Here is a 23,731-nt window from a genome sequence, read left to right on the forward strand (position 1 = left end):
TTTATGCTATAGCGCATCTCAAGATGCGCTTTTTTTATGAGGAAAAAAATGTCAAAACAAGATTATGAAAATGGTTTAAAAGTTCGTACAGAAGTGATGGGAGAAACTTTTGTCAAACGAGCACAAGACAATACAGTTCCATTTACTCAACCACTTCAAGATTGGATTAATGAGCATGCATGGGGTTCAACTTGGCAACGTGAAGGCGTTTTACCACGCAAGTATCGTTCGTTAATCACGATTGCATTTTTAACAGCCCAAAAAAGCCCAACAGAACTTAAAGGTCATGTACGTGGTGCTTTAAATAACGGCGCAACTGTTGAGGAAATCCAAGAGGTTCTTTTGCACAGCTTGCCGTACTGTGGTGCTCCAGCTACACAAGAAGCATTTATAGCCGCGTTAGAAGTCATTAATGAATATCAACAAAGCTAATCTCATTGAGCATTCATAGATAAACCGCTTAATCTACATTAAGCGGTATTTAAGGTATTTGGACGCTAGATTTAACTTAATTCAATTTTAGATTGATGTTCAAGCACCTGAACCACAGCTGAAAAATCAGAATCTTGAGCTTTCACTTTTTCAATTTGCATATACTGATTTTGTATAAGTTGCATCGCTGGCAAATTCAACGCTTGCTCTTGAATTAGATCAGTCGCAATTCCTATATCCTTTTGTAAAAGATCTAACGCAAAGGTTTTTGGAAACGCACGACTCAGAACACGTTGCGCCATAATATTTTCAGACATTGAACTTTTACCACTAGAATGATTAATACAATTCAATGCACTATTCAAATCTACTCCTTTTGACTTTAATACCGTCAATCCTTCTGCGAGTGCCCATAGATGGGTTGCCATCAACGTGTTATTCACTGCTTTAACAGCAAATCCAGAACCACTCTCCCCGACATATTCAATTAATCCTGCAAATGCCTGAATAATCGGTTTTGCACGCTTATAAGCATCGAAATCACCCCCAACCATTACCGTCAGTGTCCCTTTTTCAGCACCTATAGTTTGCCCAGAAACGGGGGCATCTAAATATTCAACACCATTAAATTTCAACTGATTTGCAAGTTTTAAAGCACTTACAGGTACACCACTGGTACAGTCGATCCATACGCTCCCCTTGACCGGAGGATTTTGAGCAATAAGCTGTTCGACATCTGCACTGGTGGGTAAGCAACTGAAAATAAAATCTGCTTTCACTGCTTGATCGACAGAGGTCGCTTTAGTACCAAATGTTTGTGCATGTGCTTCTGCTTTTTCAAAATTACGGTTCCAAACCAAAACTTCAAATCCTAGTTTTGGTAAATGGCTCGCCATGTGCCATCCCATAGCACCTAAACCGATAAATGCAATTTTCATTTTTAATTTCACCTTAAATTTGAGTGTTAGGGAGTGCCGTTGCTTCTGGTGAATGCGGTTTGTTCTCGAGCTCTACTGTTTGCACATTCTTATCTTCGCGATTTAAGAAAAGATTCAATAAAATAGCCGCTAATGTTGCAGTCCCTATTCCACCCAAATCAAAATTGCCAATTTGTAAACTATAATTGCCTGTCCCCATAATTAAGGTGACAGCAGCAATCAATAGAGTACTGTTTTTGGTAAAATCTACGCGGTTGTCCACCCAAATTTTAGCACCGGCCACTGTAATCAGACCGAAAACAACAATCGAAGCTCCCCCTAATAATGCGACAGGAATCGTACTAATAACCGCGCCAAATTTTGGTGATAGACCTAGCAAAATTGCAAATACGCCAGCAAATAAAAATATGGTGGTCGCATAAATTTTGGTTACCGCCATCACACCAATGTTCTCAGCATATGTTGTCATTCCTGTTCCACCCACTGATGCGGACAAGGTCGTACATACACCATCAGCAAAGAAACCTCGTCCCATATATGGTGAAAGATTACGTCCAGTCATTGCAGATACTGCTTTGAAATGTCCTAGATTCTCTGCAACTAAGATGATCGCTACGGGAGCAATAAGCAGCATGGCATTAAATTCAAACACTGGCGCATGAAAAGTAGGTAAACCGAACCAAGCTGCCTCACTGACTTTAGTAAAATCGATCGCTGTACCAAAACCCAAAACATTGGTGAGTAAAAAATAAATAAAGTAAGAAGCCACTAAGCCAATGAGCAATAACAATCTACGGATCATGCCCTTAGTAAATACGGCGATTACACTAATACAAATAATCGTGATTAGAGCCATCCATGAATCAAACTGATTAGCAGAGACACTTTTGATCGCCACTGGCGCTAAATGCAAACCAATGATCATCACAATTGCTCCAGTCACAATTGGTGGCATCAATTTTTCAATCCATGCTGTGCCAGTTTTCATCACGATCAAACCGATCAAGGCGTACAAAATACCGCATGCAATGGTACCGCCAAGTGCTAAGCCTAAGTTTGGATTTAAGCCAACACCGGTATAACCAGTGACTGCAATGACTGCTCCAATGAAAGCGAAGCTCGAACCTAAATAGCTCGGCATACGCCCCCCAGTCATTAGGAAAAATAATATTGTCCCAATACCCGTAATAAACATTGTAAGATTCGGATCGAAACCCATCAGTAAAGGGGCAAGTACTGTTGCTCCAAACATTGCAAATGCATGCTGCAGCCCCAATACCATACTTTTACCTGGCGGCAAGTACTCATCTACTTGAACTGCGGTCGTGTCTAGATTTCCTTGGAAAGGTTTAAATTTTGGAAACCATGTTTCTTTTGTGCTCATCGACCTTCTCCTGATCAAGCATGCTGTTTTAGACCATTGGAACTGGCTCGCAATATGCGCGTTTAAAATACATGAGGGCTTTTTCACCCGCTTGCTGTTTCATCCCCTTTACATGGCAGAACAAAACATCATGACTGCCCACCGATAAACTTTGTACGACTTCACAATCAAAACTCACTAGCGCACCTTCTAAAATAGGTGCACCTGTGACTAATGTTGACCAATCCCCCTTTTCGAAACGTTCTGCCATTGGAGTTTTACCCCCAAACACATTTGATAAATGCTTTTGACTACTACTTAAAGTATTGACACACAAAACCTGATTACTTTTAAATGTTTCAAATACTGATGCTGATCGATTTAGACATACCAGCAATGTTGGTGGCGTATCTGTCACACTACATACAGCTGAAGCTGTGAAGCCAGCTTTTCCTGCTAGACCAGCTGTAGTAATGACATTGACAGCTGCACCTAAATTCGACATTCCTTGCCTAAAAACCTGTTGGTCAATATTGAATGTGGCACTCACTGCCTCGGGTAAATTGATTGATTTCACATTTGCATTCATAGTGTTCTCCATCCCTCATCGCCTAAGCAGTCAGTGAGGGACTCATAATAGGGTGATGAAAGCTTTCAAATTAAACATGAGCAATCGAAGCAATTTCGATGAGTGCATCAGGTTTGACTAATCCTGTTTGAACACAGTAACGAGCTGGTTCTGCATTCGGAAAATATTCGGCATATACTTCATTCATTGCAGCGTAGTTTGCCCAATCTGTCAGAAAAATATGGTTGAAAGTAATGTCAGACATTGTTCCGCCAGCAGTTTCGATGACCTTCTTTATTGTTTCAAGGACATGGCGTGTCTGTGCTGCTACGTCTCCAACATGAACTACATTGTTGTTTTCATCAAAAGGCAAAGTGCCTGAAACATAGACAATGTTGTCTGCTTTAGTTGCTGGCGAATACGGTGCGAGTGGCTTACCTGAACCCACTGGAATAATGACTTCTTTTGACATGACTTATTTCCTAATTTTAAAATTTATAAATATCTATGCGCTTTCAGCGAGTGTTGGTTGATCTGCAAAACTACTGACAAAACTTTCTGTATCCGTCACCCATCCAAAGAAGGTTTTTATGTTATACATACTTGCGACATGGGCTTCTTTTGGCCCTGCTTGATGACAGGCATCGTCTAAAGCCACGCCAAAATATTCTAGAAAGAAGCCATCTCTGAGCGTCGATTCAACGCATACATTGGTGGCGATACCAACAAAAACCAAATTACGAATTCCACGCACTCTGAGCATGCTGTCTAGCGCTGTGTTAAAGAATCCACTATAACGAGGCTTTTCAATCACAATATCTTGAGGAGCTGGCACCAACTCATCAATCAACTCAAAATCCCAATCCCCTTTTGCTAACAATTTGCCTTGTAGCTCAGGACGCTTACGCATAGTCTTCAGTGCATTTGATTTATGAAAGTTTGGTGAATCAATACCACCTGCTTCACGATATTGATTATCCCAACCGTTTTTGAAATAGATCACTTGAATACCAGCATCATGTGCTGCAGAAACTGCCTTTTTAATATTTTCAACCACAGGTTTTGTCGTCGACACATCAAACCCAGCAAGATCTAAATAACCACCTTTTGACGTATACGCATTTTGCATATCAATCACGATTAATGCTGTTTGCTCAGGTGCAAGCACAATATTTTCCGGTTCGGCTTTGAGTTTTACACCCGTACCCGCTTGTGCAGTAAATCCAGCTTCAACGGTATTTTCTAAATGACTCATGCGATTTTCTCCAACACAGGTTCTGAACTCATTCCTTCAACCACAACATGTTCACGACATTTCATAAGCGGCTGAATCCGTTGTCCAAAACTTTCAACACCTTTAACAAAATCATCAAATGTCAGTAAAATGCCTTCAGTTCCTTTTACCTCGCTAATCTCATCTAGCATTTTTGCGATAGTTTCGTAAGAACCCACTAACGTCCCCATATTGATGTTGACTGGTGATACTGATGAAGCCATTTGACGAATATTAGTATCTGCACCGGATTTAGTATCTTTTCCGCCTTGATTCATTAACCAGTTGATCGCTTCAATATCAGCGCCATCGTTATAATGTTGCCACTTCGCCATCGCTTCTTCGTCTGTTTCAGCAGCGATAATCATGAACAAAACGTAGGTTTGAACATCACGACCCGTAATATCTGTTTTTGCTTTTAAACGATCGTTGATTTCTGCATATGCTGTTGGTGTATTAAGCCCTTTACCAAAAACAAAATTGTAATCAGCGTGTTGAGCAGAAAATTCCAAACCTGTATCCGATTGACCAGCGCAGATAATTTTCATCTCTGCTTGCGGGCGTGGGCTAACTCGGCAATCATCCATTTGGAAATGGTCACCTTTAAAATCAGATTTACCTGTTGCCCATAATTCACGCAGAATTTGTACGTATTCAGATAAGTATTCATAACGCTTTCCGAAATATTCATCACCGGGCCACATGCCCATTTGGGTATATTCTGGCGCTTGCCAACCTGTGACGACATTTAGGCCGAAACGACCATTCGAAATTGAATCAATCGTAGATGCCATGCGTGCAACTATGGCAGGCGGCATCACTAGCGTCGCAGCCGTTGCATAAATTTTTATTTTGCTGGTGACTGCAGCAAGACCCGCCATAAGCGTAAAAGTTTCTAAGTTGTGATCCCAAAACTCAGTTTTACCCCCAAAACCACGCAGCTTGATCATAGACAATGCAAAGTCAAAACCATAATGCTCTGCGCGTTGGACAATTTTTTTATTTAACTCAAAACTTGGTTTGTATTGAGGAGCATTTTCTGAGAGTAACCAGCCATTATTTCCGATCGGACAAAAGACACCAATTTTCATATCTAACACTCCTAATTTAACGATCAGTTAAATTTGATTTAGTAGGATTAAGCTTTCGAGCTTGTATTAGATATTTAGCAAATGATGTGCCAATTATTATTTCATTATATATTACAACAACTTAATAATCTTATATTTTACCTTATGATAAATTAATCACATAATCCCAATACCCATTACTCCTAAATAACGTCATAAAAAAGTGCACAAGATGTTCCAAAAAAATACCATTTGGTAAAATAATTAAAAAACCCACGATCTCAATCGTGGGTTTTTATATGCAATTGAAAAGTTTCAAATGCTAGAGTGATCGAAGAAATTGAATAAGTGCCTGATTAGTGATATTTGGCTCAGTCACAGTAGAAGCATGTGCACCTACATCAAAAATTGAGCATTGTGCATGTACAAAATTTTTCTGAAGATCAAGAGTCTTATGTACTGGAACCAAGAAATCATCACGATTTGCAATCAAGTGAATTGGAGTTCGTTGAAGTGCGGTGATATGTTCATTCGTTATTTTAAATTCCTTTAAAGCCTTCAGACGTCTCAGTACATTCTCTTTTGGTGGAAAGTTTCGGAGTTGATTATTTTCTGCTTGTTGTATTTGATCGATATTAACAGAGATCCATACAGGTGGATAAAGAAATAATGCTTGAGCTCTAACATATGCCTCTGCACCAGCATTTTGTAATAACGATTCTCGAGCTTCAAAACATTTGAGCGTATGTGGATCTAGTGAGTCCCACGCATTAATACTGGTCAAACTCAACATTTCCAATTTTGTATTTTGAATTAAAACGGCTAACTCCGCTCCAATATGCCCACCTAAAGCATGACCGATAAAATGGAATTCATCGATCTTTAGATCCTCTAAAATCTGTATCACTTGTATTGCCATATCGGTCATTGAATAAGTTGGTGCTAGTAATGCAGCATCTGCATGACATCCTTGTTGATCATATGTAATGACATGAAAAAATTGAGTCAATATATCTAATTGAGGATGCCAAAAATGTCCATGCCCTCCTAACCCTGAAGATAACAACACAAATTGAGCATCAGGATTAGCTTTGCAGTAAAAAACTTGATACGTCATAAATTTTAACTATCGATAAAAAATAACTACAACGCTGCAATTAACATGCCCAAGCTAATTCAATAAAAAAATTTATTTCTAAAATGCTAAATTTATAATTCTAAAGATAAACAATAATTGTTATCATTTACAATAATTACATACACTCACACTTTCTTACTTTTATGAACAGTACAGAATTCGAACTACCAGGCGAGTTAACACTTGGGAATCAAGTAAAAAAAACTCGTAAAACTACTAAATCAGTTTCTATTAGTTATCGCCTGATGGTGCTCTATCGTTTTTTATTGGCGGGTATTGGAGGTTATTTGCTTGCATCCCTCTCTGCTATCGTGATTGCACAAACATTTAGCACATATCAATCTAGCGCAGCGATGTCAGCAACGCTCATTGCTTTCTGTTTACAGTGTGCAGCGTTTATTTGGGTTTTTATGGTTCACAAAACCAGAAAAGCTACACTGGGCATCGTCTTACCTAGCCTTGCTTTATTTCTCATCTATAAAATCATGGGGAACTAATTCATGAGAAGTGATGCCAAAGCTGAAGGCCCACGCCAGTCTATGTCATGGTTACATACTTGGGCTAGTTTGATACTAGGATGGTTGCTGTATGCCATCTTTGTAACCGGTACTTTGAGTTTTTTCCAAGCAGAAATCAGCACATGGATGAAACCCGAGTATCACCAATCGATTCCAAGCCGATCTCAACTTGAGCAGACGCAAGTGGCTCTGCAATATTTGCAGAATAATCATGCTGATGCAGGGAGCTGGGGAATTCAATTACCCAATGCTCGTCAAAATTACACCACACTGAATATCCGGAGTGTCGGAGAAGATCCCAATGCTCGTCGCGGTGGTGAACGTGTGACGATTGACAGTGCCACAGGTAAAGTATTAGAAGCCCGTGAAACCCGTGGTGGTAGCTTTCTGTATCGTTTCCATTTTGAATTATACGGAATGCCACGTATATGGTCACGTTGGATTGTGGGCATAGCAACTATGTTTATGCTTGTTGCAATTATTAGTGGCATCATCACCCATAAGAAAATCTTTAAAGATTTCTTTACCTTTAGAACAGGTAAAGGACAGCGTTCTTGGTTAGACGCACATAATGCAACAGCTGTATTCGCACTTCCCTTTCATATCATGATCACTTTTAGTGGTTTACTTTTATTATTGTTTACCATCATGCCATGGGGGGTAGAGCAAATTTATGACAATCGTGGCGCCTTTCTACAAGACCAACGAAAATCCTTAATTCAAAATCCAGCAGAACCACAAGGGCAGACTCGTACTGATCAACCGCAAGGAAATCAGCGCTCAATGATGAATGCTCGTACAGAAATTGAGGCTCGTGGTACGCAGTCAGCATCAAATGAACATACTAACAAAATGGATGGTGAGAGAAAGAATCGAGGTGAAAGTCGACGTACGCGCAACCAAGATCGAAAAGATGAACCTGCACCACTCACAGATATTGCTCCGATCCTCACTCAAGCTGAAGCGAAGTGGAAAAACAATCCGATTGGTTCGATCACAATTAAAGCACCTAATACATCGAAGGCGACCATTGAGTTACGTGCTTTAAACGGCGCAAGTATCGCTCATCGTGGCGTATATGAAACTTTAGACTTCAATGGTGTGACAGGTCAAAACATTACAGATGATTCCGCTCAACTCAAAAATCCTTCTATTCCCAATGGCATTTACAATGTTGCCACTGTTCTACATGAAGCACGAGGAGTTGATTTAGCCTTACGTTGGATAATCTTTTTTTCTGGTATCGTTGGCACGCTAATGGTCGCAACAGGATTAATTTTATGGTGCGTCAAACGTGCACCTCAACAAGCGAAACAAGGTTATAAATCCTTTGGGTATCGTACGGTCGAGATTACCAACATCGCTGCGATTATCGGCTTACCAATTGCTTGTGCAGCTTATTTTTATGCAAACCGTTTTATCCCTGCCGATATGGAAATGCGTTTAAACTGGGAAATCCGTACATTCTTTATTGTGTGGCTCTTCACACTTGTTTATGCTGTTTTTCGCACCCATCGCCAAGCTTGGCTTGAATTACTGGGTCTCGCTACCCTGCTTTTCGCTTTACTTCCGCTTGTAAACTTTATCACAGGTGGTCAACCTTTATGGCGTTCTATAGCTCACGGTCAATGGGTTATTGCTTCGTTCGATCTGGCGATGCTAGTTTTAGCAATGGTTTTTTATTTTGTACTTTACAAAGTTCAAAATCATCAAGGAACTCCATTAAAAAAGAGTCAAGTTTTACCTAAGGTAGAGGGGTAATCACCATGAGCTTTTTTCTCCTCATTTGGGCAGTTTGTACTTTAGGTTTTATAGGTTTAGCCAGTGCAATGCAAAAGCATCAAAAACAAATTTTTGGTCAAACATTGAGTGCTAAACACCAGAAAATAGCCTCAATGGTTGGATGGGGATTCCTGTCGTTAGGGCTCATCCTCTGCATGAGCAAAGGACAAGTCAGTAATATGATGAGTTATTGGATTGGTGTACTGACATTCGCTGCGCTTTTTGTTGCACTTTGTCTGACCTATTTTGAGTCACAAATAAAAAAAATCATTTTGGGCGTATCCTTTATTGGATTCATTAGCTTGATCTTCTCAATCATTTAATACTTTACTTGATAAAAACCGACCAATATTTCATTTCAATATGGGTCGTTTTTTTTCTTCTTAAATTAGCTTTAAACGTGAATCACGCTGAAGTTCTAGCAATTCAAACGTATAATCAACCTCATTTATTATGGCGATTAAGGATCGGTACGCATGGAACTTCGACATTTGAAATATTTCGTCTCAGTTGCCGAAGAACTTAATTTTACGCGTGCTGCAGAAAAACTCTTTATAGCGCAGCCCTCTTTAAGTCAGCAAATTAAAGATCTTGAAGCGGAGTTAGGTACATCCCTGCTGATTCGTAAAAGCAGAAGCTTATCGCTCACAGAGGAAGGAGAAACTTTTTTAAAAGATGCACGTCATATCTTGAAACTTGCTCAAGATGCCAAACACAAGATTCAAATCATGGCGAATACCAAGAGAAATAAATTAAATATTGGCTTTTTACCTGTGGCAGAAATGAAAATTTTTCCCTATGTCATGCCTATTATTCGTGCACAACAGCCTGATTTAGATATTCAATTTCATAGTTTGAGCTGTGTACATCAAATCCAAGCACTTCGTGATCAAAAAATTGATGTCGCATTCACTCGCCAATGTATCGATGATGAGCATATTACCTCTATCGAATTGTTCAGTGAGCCTCTGATCTTGCTGATTCCTCGTCATTCAGCCCATGCGCATTTAGACTGTATTTCAAAACAGGATTTAATTGCCCAAAAATTTATCATGAGCGAGGAAACTGCCTCACCGATCTTATTCCAAAAAATTCAAAACATTTTTGAAGCTCTAAATACATCTATTCAAGTTGCTCAATACTCGAGTAACATTTTAATGAATATTAATCTTGTAGCGATGCAAGTCGGTTGGACCATTGTTCCAAAATATGTTGAAAGCTTGCTCAGTGAAAATGTCTTAATTAAATCAACTGAAATCGATTTACCGAATATCAGCTTATATTTGAGTTTCAGAAAACAAGATCAAAGTAAGCATTTGCAAACTGTGAAAAATATTCTAAGCCAACACTTTCATTGTCATATTTTTTAAAACTTTGAACGCTATTTTAAAAATAAAAAAACCTGCAAATTTGCAGGTTTTCTTTTAGATTAGTCTTAAACTTTTTGATTAAACGCCAAGTTTATCAAACAGTTTTTGACTGAGCTCTTCGCTCGTCTGAGGAATACTTAAGCCAGCGACAAATTTATCTGGTCTTAAAAATGCCATCGAGTATTGAGTACGACCAAACCATGCTCGAATCGCATGCTCCGTATCCCCAAGTGTCAATATTTCATCATCATGAGCATCAGTATTCAATTGTTCAGGTGGAACGACTTTAATAAATTTCACACCCAATGCTTTCCATTTTTGAATACTTGTTGGTGTGAGTCCCCAAGTCGGATCTACTCCCCAAGCAATAATAGCAAAGCCTTGACCAATAAAATCATCCAGTAATTTCACCTGACCTGTGCTGTCTTGCATTTTAGGTTGAATAAACATTTTACCGATTGGTGATGTCTTATTGACCTGTCCAACCAAAATACCAGATTTATATTGTGGCATTGGCTTAAAGCGCATTTCCAACAAATATTGTTTAACTGGTTTAATGTAATTTAGAACATATGAAATAGCATCACGCGCAGTACCTTGCCATTTTTTAGGCGGAGCTAGCACATGGCCTGCTGTAACAGATAAATCAATCATCGCTTTGGCATGATCATGACGCTCTTCTTGATAAGAATCTAGAACTTTAGAATCTACTTTACCTTGTACGACCATAGCCAGTTTCCAAGATAAATTGAACGCATCACGCATTCCACTGTTATAACCCTGTCCCTGCCATACTGGCATGATGTGCGCTGCATCTCCCGCAAGTAAGATACGACCTTCTTTAAATCTACTGGCAATACGTGCATTATGGGTATAAACACGATTTCGGATCACATCGATATTTTCAGTGTTTGGTAATACTTTGGATAAAAGTTTAGCCATGTTTTCAGGTTGACTCAGTTGCTCTTGCGTCTCCCCTGGCATCACCATAAATTCAAAACGACGGATACCATGTGGTAAAGCCGCTGACACATATGGACGTACTGGATCGCAACATAAGTAAATATGTGGTGTCGCCAATGGATCGTTTGCAATATCGACAACAATCCATTGGTTTGGTGCAGTTTTACCTTCAAAAGGAATATTCAACATACGGCGAACGTAGCTATTACCGCCATCACATGCCACAAGATACTTTGCAGTTATATATTCAATTGTTTTATCTTTATTTTGGATTTGAACTTCAACTTGATCTTCAGTCTGCTTAAAACTTTGAAGTTGACGAGAAAAAAGTACTTCCACATCATCAAAACGTTCTAAACCTTCCAATAATTCTGCATCAACATAAGGTTGTACGAATGCGTTACGACGAGGGAAACCAAACTCACGTGTTTTAGGTTGGATATCTGCAAAACAACGGCCTGAAGGCGTAAGAAAACGCATCGCATGATCGGGAGTGGTATGCGGCAATACTTTGTTGATCAAACCAATCGATTGCATTGTTCTTAGAGATTCATCATCAATACCAATTGCACGAGGATAATCAATCAATTGATCGAGCTGTTCAATCACTTTTACTTTTAAGCCCGCAAGGCCAAGGCCGTTCGCCATCGTTAAACCGACTGGGCCTGCACCAAGTACGATCACATCTGCTGAATAAGTGTTGGTCTGTGACATGGTCAATCTCCTCTAATATTCGCATTAGAGAGGATTTTCAGCATAGGAAAAAGTTATGCTAAGGTCTTATGAAATTTAAGAAATTGTCACTTTTACTTCAATTCCATCAAAAAACCTTAATTTATGTCGCTCATCTATAGCTTTTACCTATAGTTGAATTTGTAATTCATCTACAAAATATCTTAGTAAATAGGCTCGAACCATACTATTCAAGCTTTGAATCAGTTTTACAGTATAATCAGGGAACAACTTTAATATTTTTTGCTTCGCTTTGAAGCCATGGAATCCCACTATGACGAAACGTGTTACCGTCCCGATTGCTCTCGAAAATCGTGCTCATGCAGGTAATGCCGCTGCTCAATTTGAACTTGCTGAACTTTATATGACGAGTGAACACGATGAAGACATTGCGCTTGCAGAAGAATGGGCTTTACGTGCTGGTCAATTGGGTCATGTCGAAGCGATGTACTGGTTAGGGGAAGGTTATACCCATTATGCAAAAGAAGTTTTAGACGAAGATCCTGAAGATGCAAAACTAAACTTTGAGTACGGTTTTAACTGGCTCACGCAAGCTAGTAAACATCAACATGCTGCTGCAATTTTAGAGCTCGCAGGTTATTACCGTCGTGGTAATGTGGTCGAAAAAGATGTACAAAAATCTGTTGAATTGGTGACTCAAGCCGCTGAACTTGGTGATACTCAAGCAATGCGTGATTTATCTGCCATCTATGCACATGGTTTAGGTGTGGATGTCAACGAGGAAAAAGCTGATTATTGGCAGGAAAAGGCTCAATCAAGCACTTGAGATAAATCTCGTTTTTTGCCTCAAAAGCCTTCATGATTGAAGGCTTTTTATTGAACTACTTTAGATCTTTTTGAAACTATAACACACCTTAAGATAGCAACCCACTATAAGATAGAAACTTACTTTTAGATATTAATTAACTTCAGCGATGATGGCTTGTCTACAGATCCCGTCTACTGCCCTTTGCTGTTCAAATACTTTTTTCGGCATTGCTTCAAAACTATCAAAAAAGCAGATTTCCTCTTCATTGATGTCATATATCAATGAATGATTACCAATGCCTTCTAAAGTATCGTAATACACGATCACGAATTTATTGGCTTCAAATGCGATTTGAATATCTTGATAGCTGATTGCGGGGGATATTTTTAGCGCAAGTTTTTCAGCTTCTAAATAGCTTTGCTTTTCTTGCTCTTGAAGTGCATTGTCTTCATCTGTGGTAAATTCCACATCTAAGCCAAATTTTTTAAGTCCCACCGCTAGACCGATCGTGGTCGTTCCATCACCTTCTACATAACCACAGACTTCTTTTAGTTGTTCAATATCTGGGTCTAACCCAAGATGTTGAAAGAGCATCCATACGGCGTAAATGCCAGCATTAGCTTCGAGGTTAGCGAGTTCTTGGGGAATTTCCATCAAAAATATATATTATTTATTGAGCTATCAATTATAACAAATAATCTTCTTCAAAATTTAAGAAATTAAATACAAAATTCAAGCTCACTCATCTAAAAGTTTCAAAAAGTCTGGACATTGTAAATGGTCATCGTATGGACATTTTTCAACGTGTGTCAAAATTAAGAGCAAGTTATTTAAAGTCTCAATTTTATCTTTGATTTCGTTTTTTGCTTCCCTAACTTGATCTCTTTTAATTTTAATTTTTTCATGATCAATTGCCATATTTTTAATTTGGCTCAGCGTCATACCACCATTTTGGAAGATCTTGATTAATGAGATATTCTGTATTGCTCGGGATGAATACTGTCTTCTAAGCCCTTTCCTTCCAATAGATCGAATAAGTCCTTTTGATTCATAAAACCTAATCGTGGCAGTTGAAGTATTTGTCCGATCAGCTAGATCACCTATATCTATTTCCATTAATGCACCTTGACTTCAAGTTAGCTTTAAGTTGCACACTAGCATGACTTAAATTAGAGAGTCATCCTTTCATGAATATTTTAATTTACATTTTAGCCTTAGGCCTAAGCGCTACTTTAATTATGGATTTTTTAGGTTGGGCAAGAGCGATGATTTTTAAAATCCCCTCATTTAACTATGCTTATTTGGGTAGGTTTTTCTTTTTAGTTAAAAATAAAAAATACGTATACAGAAATATTACCGAAGCCCCTGTACACAAATTTGAATACATTACGGGTTGGGTATTGCATTATATAATCGGTATTTTTTTCGCTTTAATTTATACTTATATCGATAATTCACATACTACTTTGGAAGCTTTTATATCTTCTATTTTATTTGGACTTTCAACTGCTATTATCCCATTTTTGGTGATGCAACCTATTCTTGGATTTGGTTTCTTTGCGAGTAAAACGCCCAATCAATGGATCAGCATAAAAAATAGCTTAGTGGCACACTTAAACTTCGGAATCGGTTTATTTATAGCCCAAATTATTCAATCCTACATTTTCTCAACATTACACTAATGAAAGCTTGATAGATTGAATGATAAAAATTTTAAATTAAATTTCTAATACGTTGCCAAAATGAATAAATCAATCAAAGACAAAATTATTCGAATTTGTGATGAAAAAATCGATCGGAAGGGAGAATCTGTAGGTTTGTCATTTTATGCTTTCTTTTCAAATAAAAATAATGACCCCGATGCACTCATGGAAGTAGCTCATTGGTGGATCATGAAACATAAACTTGACCACTTTGAAAAAGCACAGAAAATAAAATCTCTAATATCATCGGAATCTGAAGTTGACGCGATTTAATTGAAATACTTTGAATCACCAATAACCAACTTAACATTGGAAATTCGCAAGTTTAGAAGTACAATACTGCCCTAGTCGAGGGATGCTGCGACGTTTTACAAGTACAAAATGTAAAAGCGCCAGGCTCGACGATCGGTCAATCTGCTCAGATCGACCAACAACGGCATCCGCGAACATAATGATCAATTTTTGTTTTTTATAAGGAGATCGTGATGAACGCGGTTAATGCTTCATTTACAGATTATAAAGTTGCCGATATTTCACTTGCTGACTACGGCCGTAAAGAAATCAAACTTGCAGAAGCTGAAATGCCAGCCCTTATGGGTCTGCGTAAGCGTTACTCTGCGGCTAAACCACTTGCTGGTGCTAAAATTTTGGGTTGTATCCACATGACAATCCAAACAGCTGTTCTTATCGAAACTTTGGTAGAGCTTGGTGCTGAAGTTCGTTGGACATCTTGCAACATTTTCTCAACTCAAGACCACGCTGCGGCAGCTATTGCAGCTTCTGGTGTTCCAGTATTTGCTTGGAAAGGCGAAACTGAAGAAGAATACATGTGGTGTCTTGAACAACAAATTAATGTAAATGGTACGCCTTGGGATGCCAACATGATTCTGGACGACGGTGGTGACTTAACTGCGCTTGTTCATGAAAAATACCCAGAAGTACTCGCAAAAATTCACGGTATTACTGAAGAAACCACGACAGGTGTTCAACGTCTTCTCGAAATGTGGAAAGACGGTTCATTGAAAGTGCCTGCGATCAACGTTAACGATTCAGTCACTAAATCTAAAAACGACAACAAATACGGTTGCCGTCACTCTCTAAACGATGCGATCAAACGTGCGACAGATATGCTGTTATCTGGTCGTCGTGCACTTGTAATTGGTTACGGTGATGTAGGTAAAGGTTCTGCGCAATCGCTTCGTCAAGAAGGCATGATCGTACGTGTTTCTGAAATCGATCCAATCTGTGCAATGCAAGCATGCATGGACGGTTATGAAGTAGTTTCTCCATACAAGAATGGCGTACAAACAGGTAAAAAAGAAGACGTTAACGCTGACCTTCTTCAAAATACTGACTTAATCGTAACAACGACTGGTAACTACCACGTTTGTGACGCTGCAATGCTTGATACATTAAAAGCAGGTGCAGTAGTTTGTAATATCGGTCACTTTGACACTGAAATCGATACCAACTACTTACGTGGTTATAAATGGGTTGAAGTTAAACCACAAGTTCACCAAGTATATCGTTCAGAAAATGAAAATGATTACCTCATTCTTCTTTCTGAAGGTCGCTTAGTAAATCTTGGTAATGCAACTGGTCACCCATCACGCGTGATGGACGGTTCTTTTGCGAACCAAGTTTTAGGTCAAATGCACTTGTTCGCAGAGAAATTTGCTGATCTTCCTGAAGATCAAAAACAAGCAGCGATTCGTGTTGAACTTCTTCCTAAGAAATTAGATGAAGAAGTTGCTGCAGCAATGGTTGCAGGTTTCGGTGGTGTTCTGACTCAATTAACTCAAGAACAAGCGGACTACCTTGGGGTTGCTGTTGAAGGTCCATTCAAATCTGACGCTTATAAATACTAATCTTTGAACAAGCAGGCTGAACAGCCTGCTTTTCTTTGAATTCTATTTTGCTGAAATAAGTACAAAGGATTTGAACATGTCTAAACAGATTCCAATTTCTTTTGAGTTTTTCCCAACCAAAACTGATGCAGGTGCGGAAAAACTTAAGGTTGTTCACCAAGAACTGCAGTTGCTGAATCCAGAGTTTTTCTCTGTGACTTATGGTGCAGGTGGTTCTACACGTGAACGTACACTTTCGACTTTAGCTGATTTTAATGGCAAAGGCACGCCTGTTGCTCCCCACCTCTCTTGTATTGGTGATAGCAAAGAACGTATTGCAGAATTACTGGATTTATATAAATCTCAAGGGATTGACCGTATTGTTGCACTACGTGGTGACTTACCTTCCGGTCAAGTTGGCTTAGGTGAATTACCGTATGCTCAGGATTTAGTACGCTTTATCCGTGAACATTCGGGTGACCACTTCCAAATTGAAGTTGCAGCTTACCCTGAAATGCATCCACAAGCAGATAGCTTTGATTTAGACATCAAACGCTTTTGTGAGAAAGCCAATGCAGGTGCAAATGCAGCCTTAACTCAATTCTTCTTTAATCCAGATGCGTATTTTTACTTTGTAGAGCGCATTCAAAAAGAAGGTGTGAATATTCCTGTTGCGCCGGGCATTATGCCAATTACCAATGCAAGCAATCTCATTCGTTTTGCGGATGGTACCGGTGCCGAAATCCCTCGTTGGATTCGTAAGCAACTTGCGGCTTATGGTGATGACACTGCTTCAATTAAAGCCTTTGGTCATGAAGTGATTGTGAAGCTATGTGAACGCCTCATTGCTGGTGGTGCGCCAAGCTTACACTTTTATACGATGAACACCACTGATCCAACTCGTCAACTTGTAAAAGACCTCGGTCTAGCATAAGTCTCCTGACTTCTTTTATCGACAGCTTAGGTTCACCTTATTTGATGTAGGGACTGAAGATAAAAGAAGTTTTTATTTTACCGATTTTAGAGTAATGCAGATGCCTCGTTTTTTTATTGAAGCAGACCTTAATGTAAATACAACAGTTGAACTGACTGAAACTGTATTTCATCATTGGGTCAAAGTTTTACGTGCACAAGTCGGTGAAAAAGCGACCTTGTTTAATGGTCAAGGTGGCGAATATCAAGTTGAATTAACTGAAGCCAATAAAAAAACAGGCTCGGTTCTAGTTCAAGAATTTAACCCAACCAATCGCACACCAAACTTTAATGCCTTACTTGGTCAAGTAATGAGTAAAGGTGACCGCATGGATTATGCTATTCAAAAAGCGGTTGAGTTAGGCGTATCTGAAATTCAACTTCTCACCTCTGAACGTTGCGAAATGCGTTTAAAGTACGACCGTGATCAGAAAAAACTTGATCATTGGCAAGGTGTAGCAATTGCAGCTTGCGAGCAGTGCGGAATGAATATTGTTCCAAAAATATTAGCTCCACTCCCTTTGGCACAATGGTTAAATAGCACACTCCCTGAAACGAAATTAGTCTTAGCCCCCAATAAAGATGAGGTCGATGTGTTAAATGATGCCTCCTCAAATATAACGCTACTCATTGGTCCAGAAGGTGGATTAAGTGAAGCTGAAATCCAATCTGCAAATCAGCATGGATTTATCAATTGGTGTATTGGTGAACGTGTTTTACGTACAGAAACTGCACCAGTGGTTGCTTTATCGATCTTAAATTACAAATTTTAATAAATATTTTCTCAAAATTCCGTGATTTAAATCACAATAGAATTGATTTTCTTCCAATTAGACAGTACTTTAATGAGAAAAGAGTTGTCGCGCTAAATTTATATTTTTTTAAGTTCGTACTCAAAAATAATACAAATAAAGTAGAAAGAAAATTAAGGTATTGCCAGTTATGAGTGAAGTTCAGGGAGAGCATGTTTCCAACTCTGTACTCGATAGCCAGATCAAAAGTGCGACTTCTAATTTGCATTTTTTTTTAGCGTGGGTGCTCTTTGCCTGCATCTATAATCAACTTATTTACTTCTTTTATTTCAAAAGCTTTTCAATACCTTATACCATTTGGCTCATTATATTTACCGCCATTCTTTTAATCTGTTTTTGCTTTACCCTCTTTTTTAAAAAATCTAATCAAATTAGTATTTTTAACTTAGACATGTGGGCACAATTGGTTTGCTTAATTACTGGAGCGGGTCTAGCTATTGGTATTTATACCGTATTACAGCTTATCCCCGAACATAATCCAGAAGTCAAAGATATACATATGTTGACTTTAGCTGGGTTAATGTTATCTATTGTTTATACTTTTGCTATTGTATTTTTATCACAGCGGTTACGATACTTCCTTTATGTTTTTTTGCCTTCAGCTTCGGCCATAGTCCTCTCCAATTTCCTTTTCTTAGATAATACTCCTGATGTTTTTAGTTTAATCTTTAATATTTGGTTTGGTGTATTACTTATTTGCGCTCTCCTTACCCATAAGATGTACCGCCGTCTTGGAATATTAAATAGTCACAATAAATTCTATTTATCTGAATCTAGAAAACATCTTATGGAGTCATCACTTCTCCAAGAAAAGCTAAAAAATGAGATTGAAAAATCCAAAGAAATTGAAAGCCAATTACAAATGCATAATCAATTACTCGAACAAAAAGTAATTGAACGAACCTACGATATTAATAAGATCAACGATCGACTGCAGCACCATCAAGCTAATCTCGATTTTGCGCATGAAACTGCTGGAATTTCATCTTGGCTATGGAATATTGAGAAAAGAACCATTGAAATTTCAGGAATTAAATATGGTAATCAGGTTTTACACTACCAAAGTGCTACTGATCAAATTAACGATTTTATTCACCCAGAAGATCAAGAAAATTATCGTAAAGAGCTCCGTAAACATTTAAGAGGAAATACTGAACGTTTTGAAGCACATTATAGAACTAAAGTAAAAGATCAGTGGTTTTGGATTAAAGATATTGGTCGAGTTATTACACGTGATCCTGAAAATAATAAACCTCTTAAAATGGTGGGTATTTTCCAAGACATTGAAAGTGAAAAAAAAGCACAAGAAAAATTGAAATTAGCTTCGAATGTATTTAATCAAGTAGCCCAAGGGGTTTTCGTTTTAGACAATAACTTGTGTTTTTTAGAAGTTAATCCTTATTTTAGTGAATTGGTCAATATCCCACCGCAAGATATTATCTCAAAACACATCTTTGATATTACCAAATCTTCCACATCCCAACTCAGCCAACATCACGCCGATATAACTCAAACGGTGTTACTCACCGGACAATATGATGCTGAGGTCACTGAAGAATTTATTTCAGGAAAAATATTAACCTTGTGGCTGCATATCAATGCAGTTCGTGATGATAAAAATAGAATTTTAAATTATGTAGGCATCATTTCAGATTTGACTGAACGGAAACAAAATCTTGAAAGAATGGCCTACTTAGAGAATTACGATCTACTTACAGATTTACCTAACCGTGTTTATTTTAATTTACAGTTACACCAGTATCTAATTAGTAAATCTAAAATTCTGAGCCATTTTTCTATTATTCGTCTCAACATTGATCGATTTAGACATTTTAATGAGTTTATTAATCATCAAACTGGAGATGAAGTTCTCAAAGAAGTTTCCCGAAGACTGAAATATACCTGTTCTAAAGCTGTTCTGATTTCATATTTAAATAATGATGACTTTGCTATGATTTACAACTTAAATCATAGTCATTACACGATCCAACAAGTCGTCGATCAGATCCTTGAGGCCTTTGAAATACCCTTTATCATCGATGGGCAAGAACACATGATTCATGTCTCACTGGGTATCGCAATTTACCCCAATCATGGTAGACAAATTGGTAGCTTAAATAGTCACGCGGAAAGCGCTTTAACAGAAGCAAAAAAACTAGGGGGCAGCACAGCCTATTATTATGACAACAAGCCTGAATCCATTTTTGGCAGTGACATTGAGCTCGAAAGAGATTTACGACTTGCTATAAAAAATCAGGACTTAGAAATTTACTATCAACCTAAGATAGAAAGTAAAACGATGCAAGTGAGCGGCTTTGAAGCGTTAATCCGCTGGAATCATCCAAAGTACGGCATCATCATGCCAGATCGTTTTATACCTATTGCTGAAATGACTAGTCTGATCTCAGATATCGGAAAATTTGTTATTTTCCAGACATGTAAGCAACTTAAAATATGGCATGAATTAGGATTTGATAAGTTACAAATTTCTATTAATGTCGTGGCGCAACAGATCCATCGTGGGGAATTTCTCAATTTTATTGATCAAGCCGTGCTTAAATACTCACTCAAGCCGGAGTTTATAGAGTTTGAACTTACCGAGTCATCATTGTTAGATAAATCATCTCATGTTTTTGATTTGTTAGACCAAATTAAGGATAAAAATTTCTCAATTGCCTTAGATGACTTTGGAACAGGCTATTCTTCACTTGCATATCTTGCCGACTATCCTATTGATACACTCAAGATTGATCGCGCCTTTATTTCAAAGATTGGCACTCGTAAAAATAATGCTATTGTCGATGCAATTATTTCAATGGGTAAAACGATGGGGATGAAATTAGTTGCTGAAGGTGTTGAGGATATCGAGCAAATTGAATATTTAAAAAAACAAGGTTGTGATTATTTCCAAGGTTATTATTTTTCGAGACCATTAAATAGCGCTGATAGCACTCAATTTCTGCAAAATGAATATCAATTCTCAAAAATTAAATAAAGGCTAGACCAAAGTCCTAAATATGTATGAAATTTCGACTTTTAACTGTGATCAATGTGCAACTAGTGGTATATTCGAACCGATATAACCAAAAAACCAGCAAGGCTGGAACATTGTAATAACTGGGATTCAGATGGACGATCAATCTTTAAAACAGCAAGCACTCTATTACCACGAATTTCCAACGCCAGGAAAAATCAGCGTTACTCCGAGTAAGCAACTCGTCAACCAACATGATCTAGCATTAGCATATTCCCCAGGTGTTGCAGTGCCATGTTTGGAAATTGAAAAAGACCCTTCTAAAGCAGCGCTTTATACTGCACGTGGTAACTTAGTCGCAGTCGTCAGTAATGGTACTGCAGTACTCGGTTTGGGTAATATTGGTCCCCTCGCCTCTAAACCAGTGATGGAAGGTAAAGGTGTCCTTTTTAAAAAGTTTGCAGGCGTTGATGTTTTCGATATCGAAATTGCAGAAAACGATCCAGATAAAATCGTAGATATTGTTGCTGCTCTTGAACCGACTTTCGGCGGTATTAACCTCGAGGACATTAAAGCTCCAGAATGTTTCTATATTGAACAGAAACTTCGCGAGCGTATGAATATCCCAGTTTTTCATGATGATCAGCATGGAACATCAATTATTGTAGGTTCAGCGCTTTTAAATGCTTTGCAATTGAACGGCAAAAAAATTGAAGATATCAAGATCGTCGCTTCTGGAGCAGGTGCTGCTGCACTGTCATGTCTAGATCTTCTTTGTGCGCTTGGTGCTAAAAAAGAAAATATCATTGTTGCTGACTCTCGTGGACTCTTAACAAAAAAACGTGAAGGTTTAGACGAGTCTAAAAAACGCTATGTTCAAGATATCGAAGGTTCTCAGCTTGGCGACGTAATTGCTGGTGCAGATATGTTCCTTGGTCTATCAGCTGCGGGTATTTTGACTAAAGAAATGGTCAAAGTCATGGCGAAGGATCCAATTATCTTCGCGCTTGCTAACCCAGATCCTGAAATTCTGCCTGAACATGCACATGAAGTTCGTGATGATGTCATCATGGCGACGGGTCGTTCAGACTATCCGAACCAAGTCAATAATGCGCTTTGCTTCCCATATATCTTCCGTGGTGCACTTGATGTAGGTGCAACAACCATTAACGAAGAAATGAAGATTGCATGTGTACACGCAATTGCTCGTATGGCACATGTAGAAGCTGATGCTGCATCTTATGGTGAAAAATCTGCATCATTTGGACGTGATTACCTAATTCCACGCCCACTAGATCAACGCTTGATTCTTGAAATTGCGCCTGCTGTTGCAAAAGCCGCGATGGATTCTGGTGTAGCAACTCGTCCAATCCAAGATTTCTCCGTGTATCATCAGCGTCTTTCTGAGTTCGTTTACAACTCAGCATTTATGATGAAACCAATTTTTGCTCAAGCGAAAACTGATCCTAAACGTATTGCTTATGCGGAAGGTGAAGATCTTCGTGTTCTTCGTGCTGTTCAAATTGCCGTAGACGAAGGCCTGGCAAAACCGATCTTGGTGGGTCGTACTGCTGTGATCGAAGCGAATATTAAGAAATTAGGTTTACGTTTAGAAAATGGTTTGAATATCACTATCGTTGATCAAGAAACAAATCCTGATTACGAAAAGTTTGCTGATGATTACTATAATCTGATGATGCGTAAAGGGGTAACACCTGAGTATGCACAACGTGAATCACGTCGTCGTTCGACCCTAATTGCAGCGATGTTAGTACGTCACGGCTTAGCAGATGGTATGCTATGTGGTACGTATTCTAGCTACGATATTCATTTAGATTTCGTGAGCAATGTCATTGGTTTAAAAGAAGGTCATAACACTTTCTTTACGTTAAATGCGTTGATGCTCGAAGATCGTAACTTGTTCATTGCAGATACATACATCAATCGTAATCCTACAGCTGAACAGCTTGCTGAAATGACTATTTTAGCAGCAGAAGAAGTCCGTCGTTTCGGTATTACTCCACGTGTAGCATTGTTGTCGCACTCAAGTTTTGGTTCTGACCAGACTGATCCTAGCGCTCAAAAAATGCGTAAAGTGTATGCAATCCTTTCTGAAATTGCACCTGAGCTTGAAGTTGAAGGTGAAATGCATGCAGATGCAGCGCTTGATGAAAATATCCGTAGCTTTGCATTCCCTAACTCGCGCTTCAAAGGTTCTGCGAATCTATTGATTATGCCGAATTTAGATGCTGCAAATATTTCATTCAACCTGTTGAAGTCAACTTCAGGAAATAATGTAACAATTGGTCCAATCTTATTAGGTGCGGCTAAGCCAGTTCATATCTTAACACCGACAGCAACTACGCGCCGTGTTGTGAATATGACTGCATTAACTGTTGCAGAAATTCAAGAAGAGGAAAAAAACGCGCTCTAATCCTTCATTTAGGGCACGTTTTGTGACTTGAGAAAACCTCTATTCTGATGCATGATGGTGCTAAGAATAGAGG

The 23,731-nt window shown here is 38.5% G+C and carries 23 protein-coding genes; 13 read left to right on the forward strand and 10 right to left on the reverse strand.

Translation table 11 applies throughout. From position 1 onward, the window contains the following. The first annotated feature begins 48 nt into the window (after positions 1 to 48). Positions 49 to 432: a carboxymuconolactone decarboxylase family protein gene (locus AC1M9N_RS03275; RefSeq protein WP_481954258.1), complete on the forward strand. Its 384-nt coding sequence runs from the start codon at positions 49 to 51 to the stop codon at positions 430 to 432. Positions 433 to 503: 71 nt separating this feature from the next. Here AC1M9N_RS03275 and AC1M9N_RS03280 read toward each other — a convergent pair whose 3' ends face one another. From AC1M9N_RS03280 to rutD, 7 genes are all read right to left on the reverse strand, one after another. After that, positions 504 to 1,370, reverse strand: a complete 867-nt coding sequence (locus tag AC1M9N_RS03280) for an NAD(P)-dependent oxidoreductase (protein ID WP_481609410.1) — start codon at positions 1,368 to 1,370, stop codon at positions 504 to 506. Positions 1,371 to 1,383: 13 nt separating this feature from the next. Continuing rightward, positions 1,384 to 2,754, reverse strand: coding sequence for a pyrimidine utilization transport protein G (rutG, locus tag AC1M9N_RS03285; RefSeq protein WP_035265665.1), 1,371 nt, complete (start codon positions 2,752 to 2,754; stop codon positions 1,384 to 1,386). Positions 2,755 to 2,782: 28 nt separating this feature from the next. Continuing rightward, a complete protein-coding gene (gene rutF, locus AC1M9N_RS03290; protein ID WP_481954259.1) occupies positions 2,783 to 3,322 on the reverse strand; it encodes an NADH-dependent FMN reductase RutF in 540 nt (179 codons plus the stop codon). 70 nt (positions 3,323 to 3,392) lie between these two features. Beyond that, complete coding sequence (gene rutC / locus AC1M9N_RS03295) at positions 3,393 to 3,773, reverse strand: pyrimidine utilization protein C (RefSeq protein WP_035265663.1); 381 nt, start codon at positions 3,771 to 3,773, stop codon at positions 3,393 to 3,395. Between the two features lie 33 nt (positions 3,774 to 3,806). Next, a complete protein-coding gene (rutB, locus tag AC1M9N_RS03300; RefSeq protein WP_481954260.1) occupies positions 3,807 to 4,556 on the reverse strand; it encodes a pyrimidine utilization protein B in 750 nt (249 codons plus the stop codon). Next, the gene (rutA, locus tag AC1M9N_RS03305) at positions 4,553 to 5,665 is read right to left on the reverse strand and encodes a pyrimidine utilization protein A (RefSeq protein WP_481591316.1); all 1,113 of its coding nucleotides are present in this window, start codon (positions 5,663 to 5,665) and stop codon (positions 4,553 to 4,555) included. Before rutA ends, rutB begins: the two co-directional genes overlap by 4 nt. Positions 5,666 to 5,966: 301 nt before the next feature. Then, positions 5,967 to 6,761, reverse strand: a complete 795-nt coding sequence (gene rutD / locus AC1M9N_RS03310) for a pyrimidine utilization protein D (RefSeq protein WP_481591315.1) — start codon at positions 6,759 to 6,761, stop codon at positions 5,967 to 5,969. Between the two features lie 164 nt (positions 6,762 to 6,925). Here rutD and AC1M9N_RS03315 point away from each other — a divergent pair, with 164 nt between their 5' ends. From AC1M9N_RS03315 to AC1M9N_RS03330, 4 genes are all read left to right on the forward strand, one after another. Then, entirely contained in the window at positions 6,926 to 7,279 is a 354-nt protein-coding gene (locus tag AC1M9N_RS03315; protein WP_035265656.1) for a hypothetical protein, read from the forward strand. A 3-nt stretch (positions 7,280 to 7,282) separates the two neighbouring features. Further along, the gene (locus tag AC1M9N_RS03320; protein ID WP_481954261.1) at positions 7,283 to 9,061 is read left to right on the forward strand and encodes a PepSY-associated TM helix domain-containing protein; all 1,779 of its coding nucleotides are present in this window, start codon (positions 7,283 to 7,285) and stop codon (positions 9,059 to 9,061) included. A gap of 5 nt (positions 9,062 to 9,066) precedes the next feature. Continuing rightward, complete coding sequence (locus tag AC1M9N_RS03325) at positions 9,067 to 9,405, forward strand: DUF3325 domain-containing protein (RefSeq protein WP_481954262.1); 339 nt, start codon at positions 9,067 to 9,069, stop codon at positions 9,403 to 9,405. A gap of 153 nt (positions 9,406 to 9,558) precedes the next feature. Beyond that, positions 9,559 to 10,452: a LysR substrate-binding domain-containing protein gene (locus AC1M9N_RS03330; RefSeq protein WP_481591312.1), complete on the forward strand. Its 894-nt coding sequence runs from the start codon at positions 9,559 to 9,561 to the stop codon at positions 10,450 to 10,452. Positions 10,453 to 10,530: 78 nt separating this feature from the next. On the opposite strand, the gene AC1M9N_RS03335 is transcribed toward AC1M9N_RS03330, so the two are convergent. Further along, positions 10,531 to 12,129 carry a bifunctional 3-(3-hydroxy-phenyl)propionate/3-hydroxycinnamic acid hydroxylase gene (locus AC1M9N_RS03335; RefSeq protein WP_481954263.1) on the reverse strand — a complete coding sequence of 533 codons (1,599 nt, stop codon included), beginning with the start codon at positions 12,127 to 12,129 and terminating at the stop codon, positions 10,531 to 10,533. Between the two features lie 292 nt (positions 12,130 to 12,421). Between AC1M9N_RS03335 and AC1M9N_RS03340 the strand changes: the two genes are divergently transcribed. Next, a complete protein-coding gene (locus AC1M9N_RS03340; RefSeq protein WP_481954264.1) occupies positions 12,422 to 12,934 on the forward strand; it encodes a tetratricopeptide repeat protein in 513 nt (170 codons plus the stop codon). 132 nt (positions 12,935 to 13,066) lie between these two features. Here AC1M9N_RS03340 and AC1M9N_RS03345 read toward each other — a convergent pair whose 3' ends face one another. Both AC1M9N_RS03345 and AC1M9N_RS03350 read right to left on the reverse strand, forming a co-directional pair. Then, on the reverse strand, positions 13,067 to 13,570 hold the full coding sequence (locus tag AC1M9N_RS03345; RefSeq protein ID WP_481954265.1) for a cysteine peptidase family C39 domain-containing protein: 504 nt from the start codon (positions 13,568 to 13,570) through the stop codon (positions 13,067 to 13,069). 84 nt (positions 13,571 to 13,654) lie between these two features. Continuing rightward, positions 13,655 to 14,032: a MerR family transcriptional regulator gene (locus tag AC1M9N_RS03350; RefSeq protein WP_092766006.1), complete on the reverse strand. Its 378-nt coding sequence runs from the start codon at positions 14,030 to 14,032 to the stop codon at positions 13,655 to 13,657. Between the two features lie 71 nt (positions 14,033 to 14,103). Here AC1M9N_RS03350 and AC1M9N_RS03355 point away from each other — a divergent pair, with 71 nt between their 5' ends. The 7 genes from AC1M9N_RS03355 to AC1M9N_RS03385 all read left to right on the forward strand — a co-directional run bounded on the left by AC1M9N_RS03355 (position 14,104) and on the right by AC1M9N_RS03385 (position 23,658). Then, positions 14,104 to 14,598, forward strand: coding sequence for a DUF2938 family protein (locus tag AC1M9N_RS03355; protein ID WP_481954266.1), 495 nt, complete (start codon positions 14,104 to 14,106; stop codon positions 14,596 to 14,598). Between the two features lie 60 nt (positions 14,599 to 14,658). Further along, positions 14,659 to 14,892: a DUF6500 family protein gene (locus AC1M9N_RS03360; protein ID WP_092766004.1), complete on the forward strand. Its 234-nt coding sequence runs from the start codon at positions 14,659 to 14,661 to the stop codon at positions 14,890 to 14,892. A 212-nt stretch (positions 14,893 to 15,104) separates the two neighbouring features. Further along, entirely contained in the window at positions 15,105 to 16,487 is a 1,383-nt protein-coding gene (gene ahcY, locus AC1M9N_RS03365; protein ID WP_481588499.1) for an adenosylhomocysteinase, read from the forward strand. Positions 16,488 to 16,563: 76 nt separating this feature from the next. Next, the gene (gene metF, locus AC1M9N_RS03370) at positions 16,564 to 17,400 is read left to right on the forward strand and encodes a methylenetetrahydrofolate reductase [NAD(P)H] (RefSeq protein ID WP_035266512.1); all 837 of its coding nucleotides are present in this window, start codon (positions 16,564 to 16,566) and stop codon (positions 17,398 to 17,400) included. Positions 17,401 to 17,500: 100 nt separating this feature from the next. After that, the gene (locus tag AC1M9N_RS03375) at positions 17,501 to 18,211 is read left to right on the forward strand and encodes a 16S rRNA (uracil(1498)-N(3))-methyltransferase (RefSeq protein WP_092766002.1); all 711 of its coding nucleotides are present in this window, start codon (positions 17,501 to 17,503) and stop codon (positions 18,209 to 18,211) included. 169 nt (positions 18,212 to 18,380) lie between these two features. Further along, complete coding sequence (locus tag AC1M9N_RS03380; RefSeq protein WP_481954267.1) at positions 18,381 to 21,245, forward strand: EAL domain-containing protein; 2,865 nt, start codon at positions 18,381 to 18,383, stop codon at positions 21,243 to 21,245. Positions 21,246 to 21,378: 133 nt separating this feature from the next. Further along, positions 21,379 to 23,658 carry an NADP-dependent malic enzyme gene (locus AC1M9N_RS03385; RefSeq protein WP_481954268.1) on the forward strand — a complete coding sequence of 760 codons (2,280 nt, stop codon included), beginning with the start codon at positions 21,379 to 21,381 and terminating at the stop codon, positions 23,656 to 23,658. Positions 23,659 to 23,731: the final 73 nt, after the last annotated feature.

The organism is Acinetobacter sp. ANC_7655 (genome assembly GCF_056784015.1).

What these genes read in the sequence shown, in the direction of transcription:
- AC1M9N_RS03275 (WP_481954258.1), top strand. Translation starts at nt 49, where the DNA reads ATGTCAAAACAAGATTATGAAAATGGTTTAAAAGTTCGTACAGAAGTG.
- rutD (WP_481591315.1), bottom strand. Translation starts at nt 6,761, where the DNA reads ATGACGTATCAAGTTTTTTACTGCAAAGCTAATCCTGATGCTCAATTT.
- AC1M9N_RS03325 (WP_481954262.1), top strand. Translation starts at nt 9,067, where the DNA reads ATGAGCTTTTTTCTCCTCATTTGGGCAGTTTGTACTTTAGGTTTTATA.
- metF (WP_035266512.1), top strand. Translation starts at nt 16,564, where the DNA reads ATGTCTAAACAGATTCCAATTTCTTTTGAGTTTTTCCCAACCAAAACT.
- AC1M9N_RS03345 (WP_481954265.1), bottom strand. Translation starts at nt 13,570, where the DNA reads ATGGAAATTCCCCAAGAACTCGCTAACCTCGAAGCTAATGCTGGCATT.
- AC1M9N_RS03315 (WP_035265656.1), top strand. Translation starts at nt 6,926, where the DNA reads ATGAACAGTACAGAATTCGAACTACCAGGCGAGTTAACACTTGGGAAT.
- AC1M9N_RS03375 (WP_092766002.1), top strand. Translation starts at nt 17,501, where the DNA reads ATGCCTCGTTTTTTTATTGAAGCAGACCTTAATGTAAATACAACAGTT.
- rutB (WP_481954260.1), bottom strand. Translation starts at nt 4,556, where the DNA reads ATGAGTCATTTAGAAAATACCGTTGAAGCTGGATTTACTGCACAAGCG.
- rutG (WP_035265665.1), bottom strand. Translation starts at nt 2,754, where the DNA reads ATGAGCACAAAAGAAACATGGTTTCCAAAATTTAAACCTTTCCAAGGA.
- AC1M9N_RS03320 (WP_481954261.1), top strand. Translation starts at nt 7,283, where the DNA reads ATGAGAAGTGATGCCAAAGCTGAAGGCCCACGCCAGTCTATGTCATGG.
- rutF (WP_481954259.1), bottom strand. Translation starts at nt 3,322, where the DNA reads ATGAATGCAAATGTGAAATCAATCAATTTACCCGAGGCAGTGAGTGCC.
- AC1M9N_RS03355 (WP_481954266.1), top strand. Translation starts at nt 14,104, where the DNA reads ATGAATATTTTAATTTACATTTTAGCCTTAGGCCTAAGCGCTACTTTA.
- AC1M9N_RS03330 (WP_481591312.1), top strand. Translation starts at nt 9,559, where the DNA reads ATGGAACTTCGACATTTGAAATATTTCGTCTCAGTTGCCGAAGAACTT.
- ahcY (WP_481588499.1), top strand. Translation starts at nt 15,105, where the DNA reads ATGAACGCGGTTAATGCTTCATTTACAGATTATAAAGTTGCCGATATT.
- AC1M9N_RS03360 (WP_092766004.1), top strand. Translation starts at nt 14,659, where the DNA reads ATGAATAAATCAATCAAAGACAAAATTATTCGAATTTGTGATGAAAAA.
- AC1M9N_RS03385 (WP_481954268.1), top strand. Translation starts at nt 21,379, where the DNA reads ATGGACGATCAATCTTTAAAACAGCAAGCACTCTATTACCACGAATTT.
- AC1M9N_RS03280 (WP_481609410.1), bottom strand. Translation starts at nt 1,370, where the DNA reads ATGAAAATTGCATTTATCGGTTTAGGTGCTATGGGATGGCACATGGCG.
- AC1M9N_RS03340 (WP_481954264.1), top strand. Translation starts at nt 12,422, where the DNA reads ATGACGAAACGTGTTACCGTCCCGATTGCTCTCGAAAATCGTGCTCAT.
- AC1M9N_RS03335 (WP_481954263.1), bottom strand. Translation starts at nt 12,129, where the DNA reads ATGTCACAGACCAACACTTATTCAGCAGATGTGATCGTACTTGGTGCA.
- AC1M9N_RS03350 (WP_092766006.1), bottom strand. Translation starts at nt 14,032, where the DNA reads ATGGAAATAGATATAGGTGATCTAGCTGATCGGACAAATACTTCAACT.
- rutC (WP_035265663.1), bottom strand. Translation starts at nt 3,773, where the DNA reads ATGTCAAAAGAAGTCATTATTCCAGTGGGTTCAGGTAAGCCACTCGCA.
- rutA (WP_481591316.1), bottom strand. Translation starts at nt 5,665, where the DNA reads ATGAAAATTGGTGTCTTTTGTCCGATCGGAAATAATGGCTGGTTACTC.
- AC1M9N_RS03380 (WP_481954267.1), top strand. Translation starts at nt 18,381, where the DNA reads ATGAGTGAAGTTCAGGGAGAGCATGTTTCCAACTCTGTACTCGATAGC.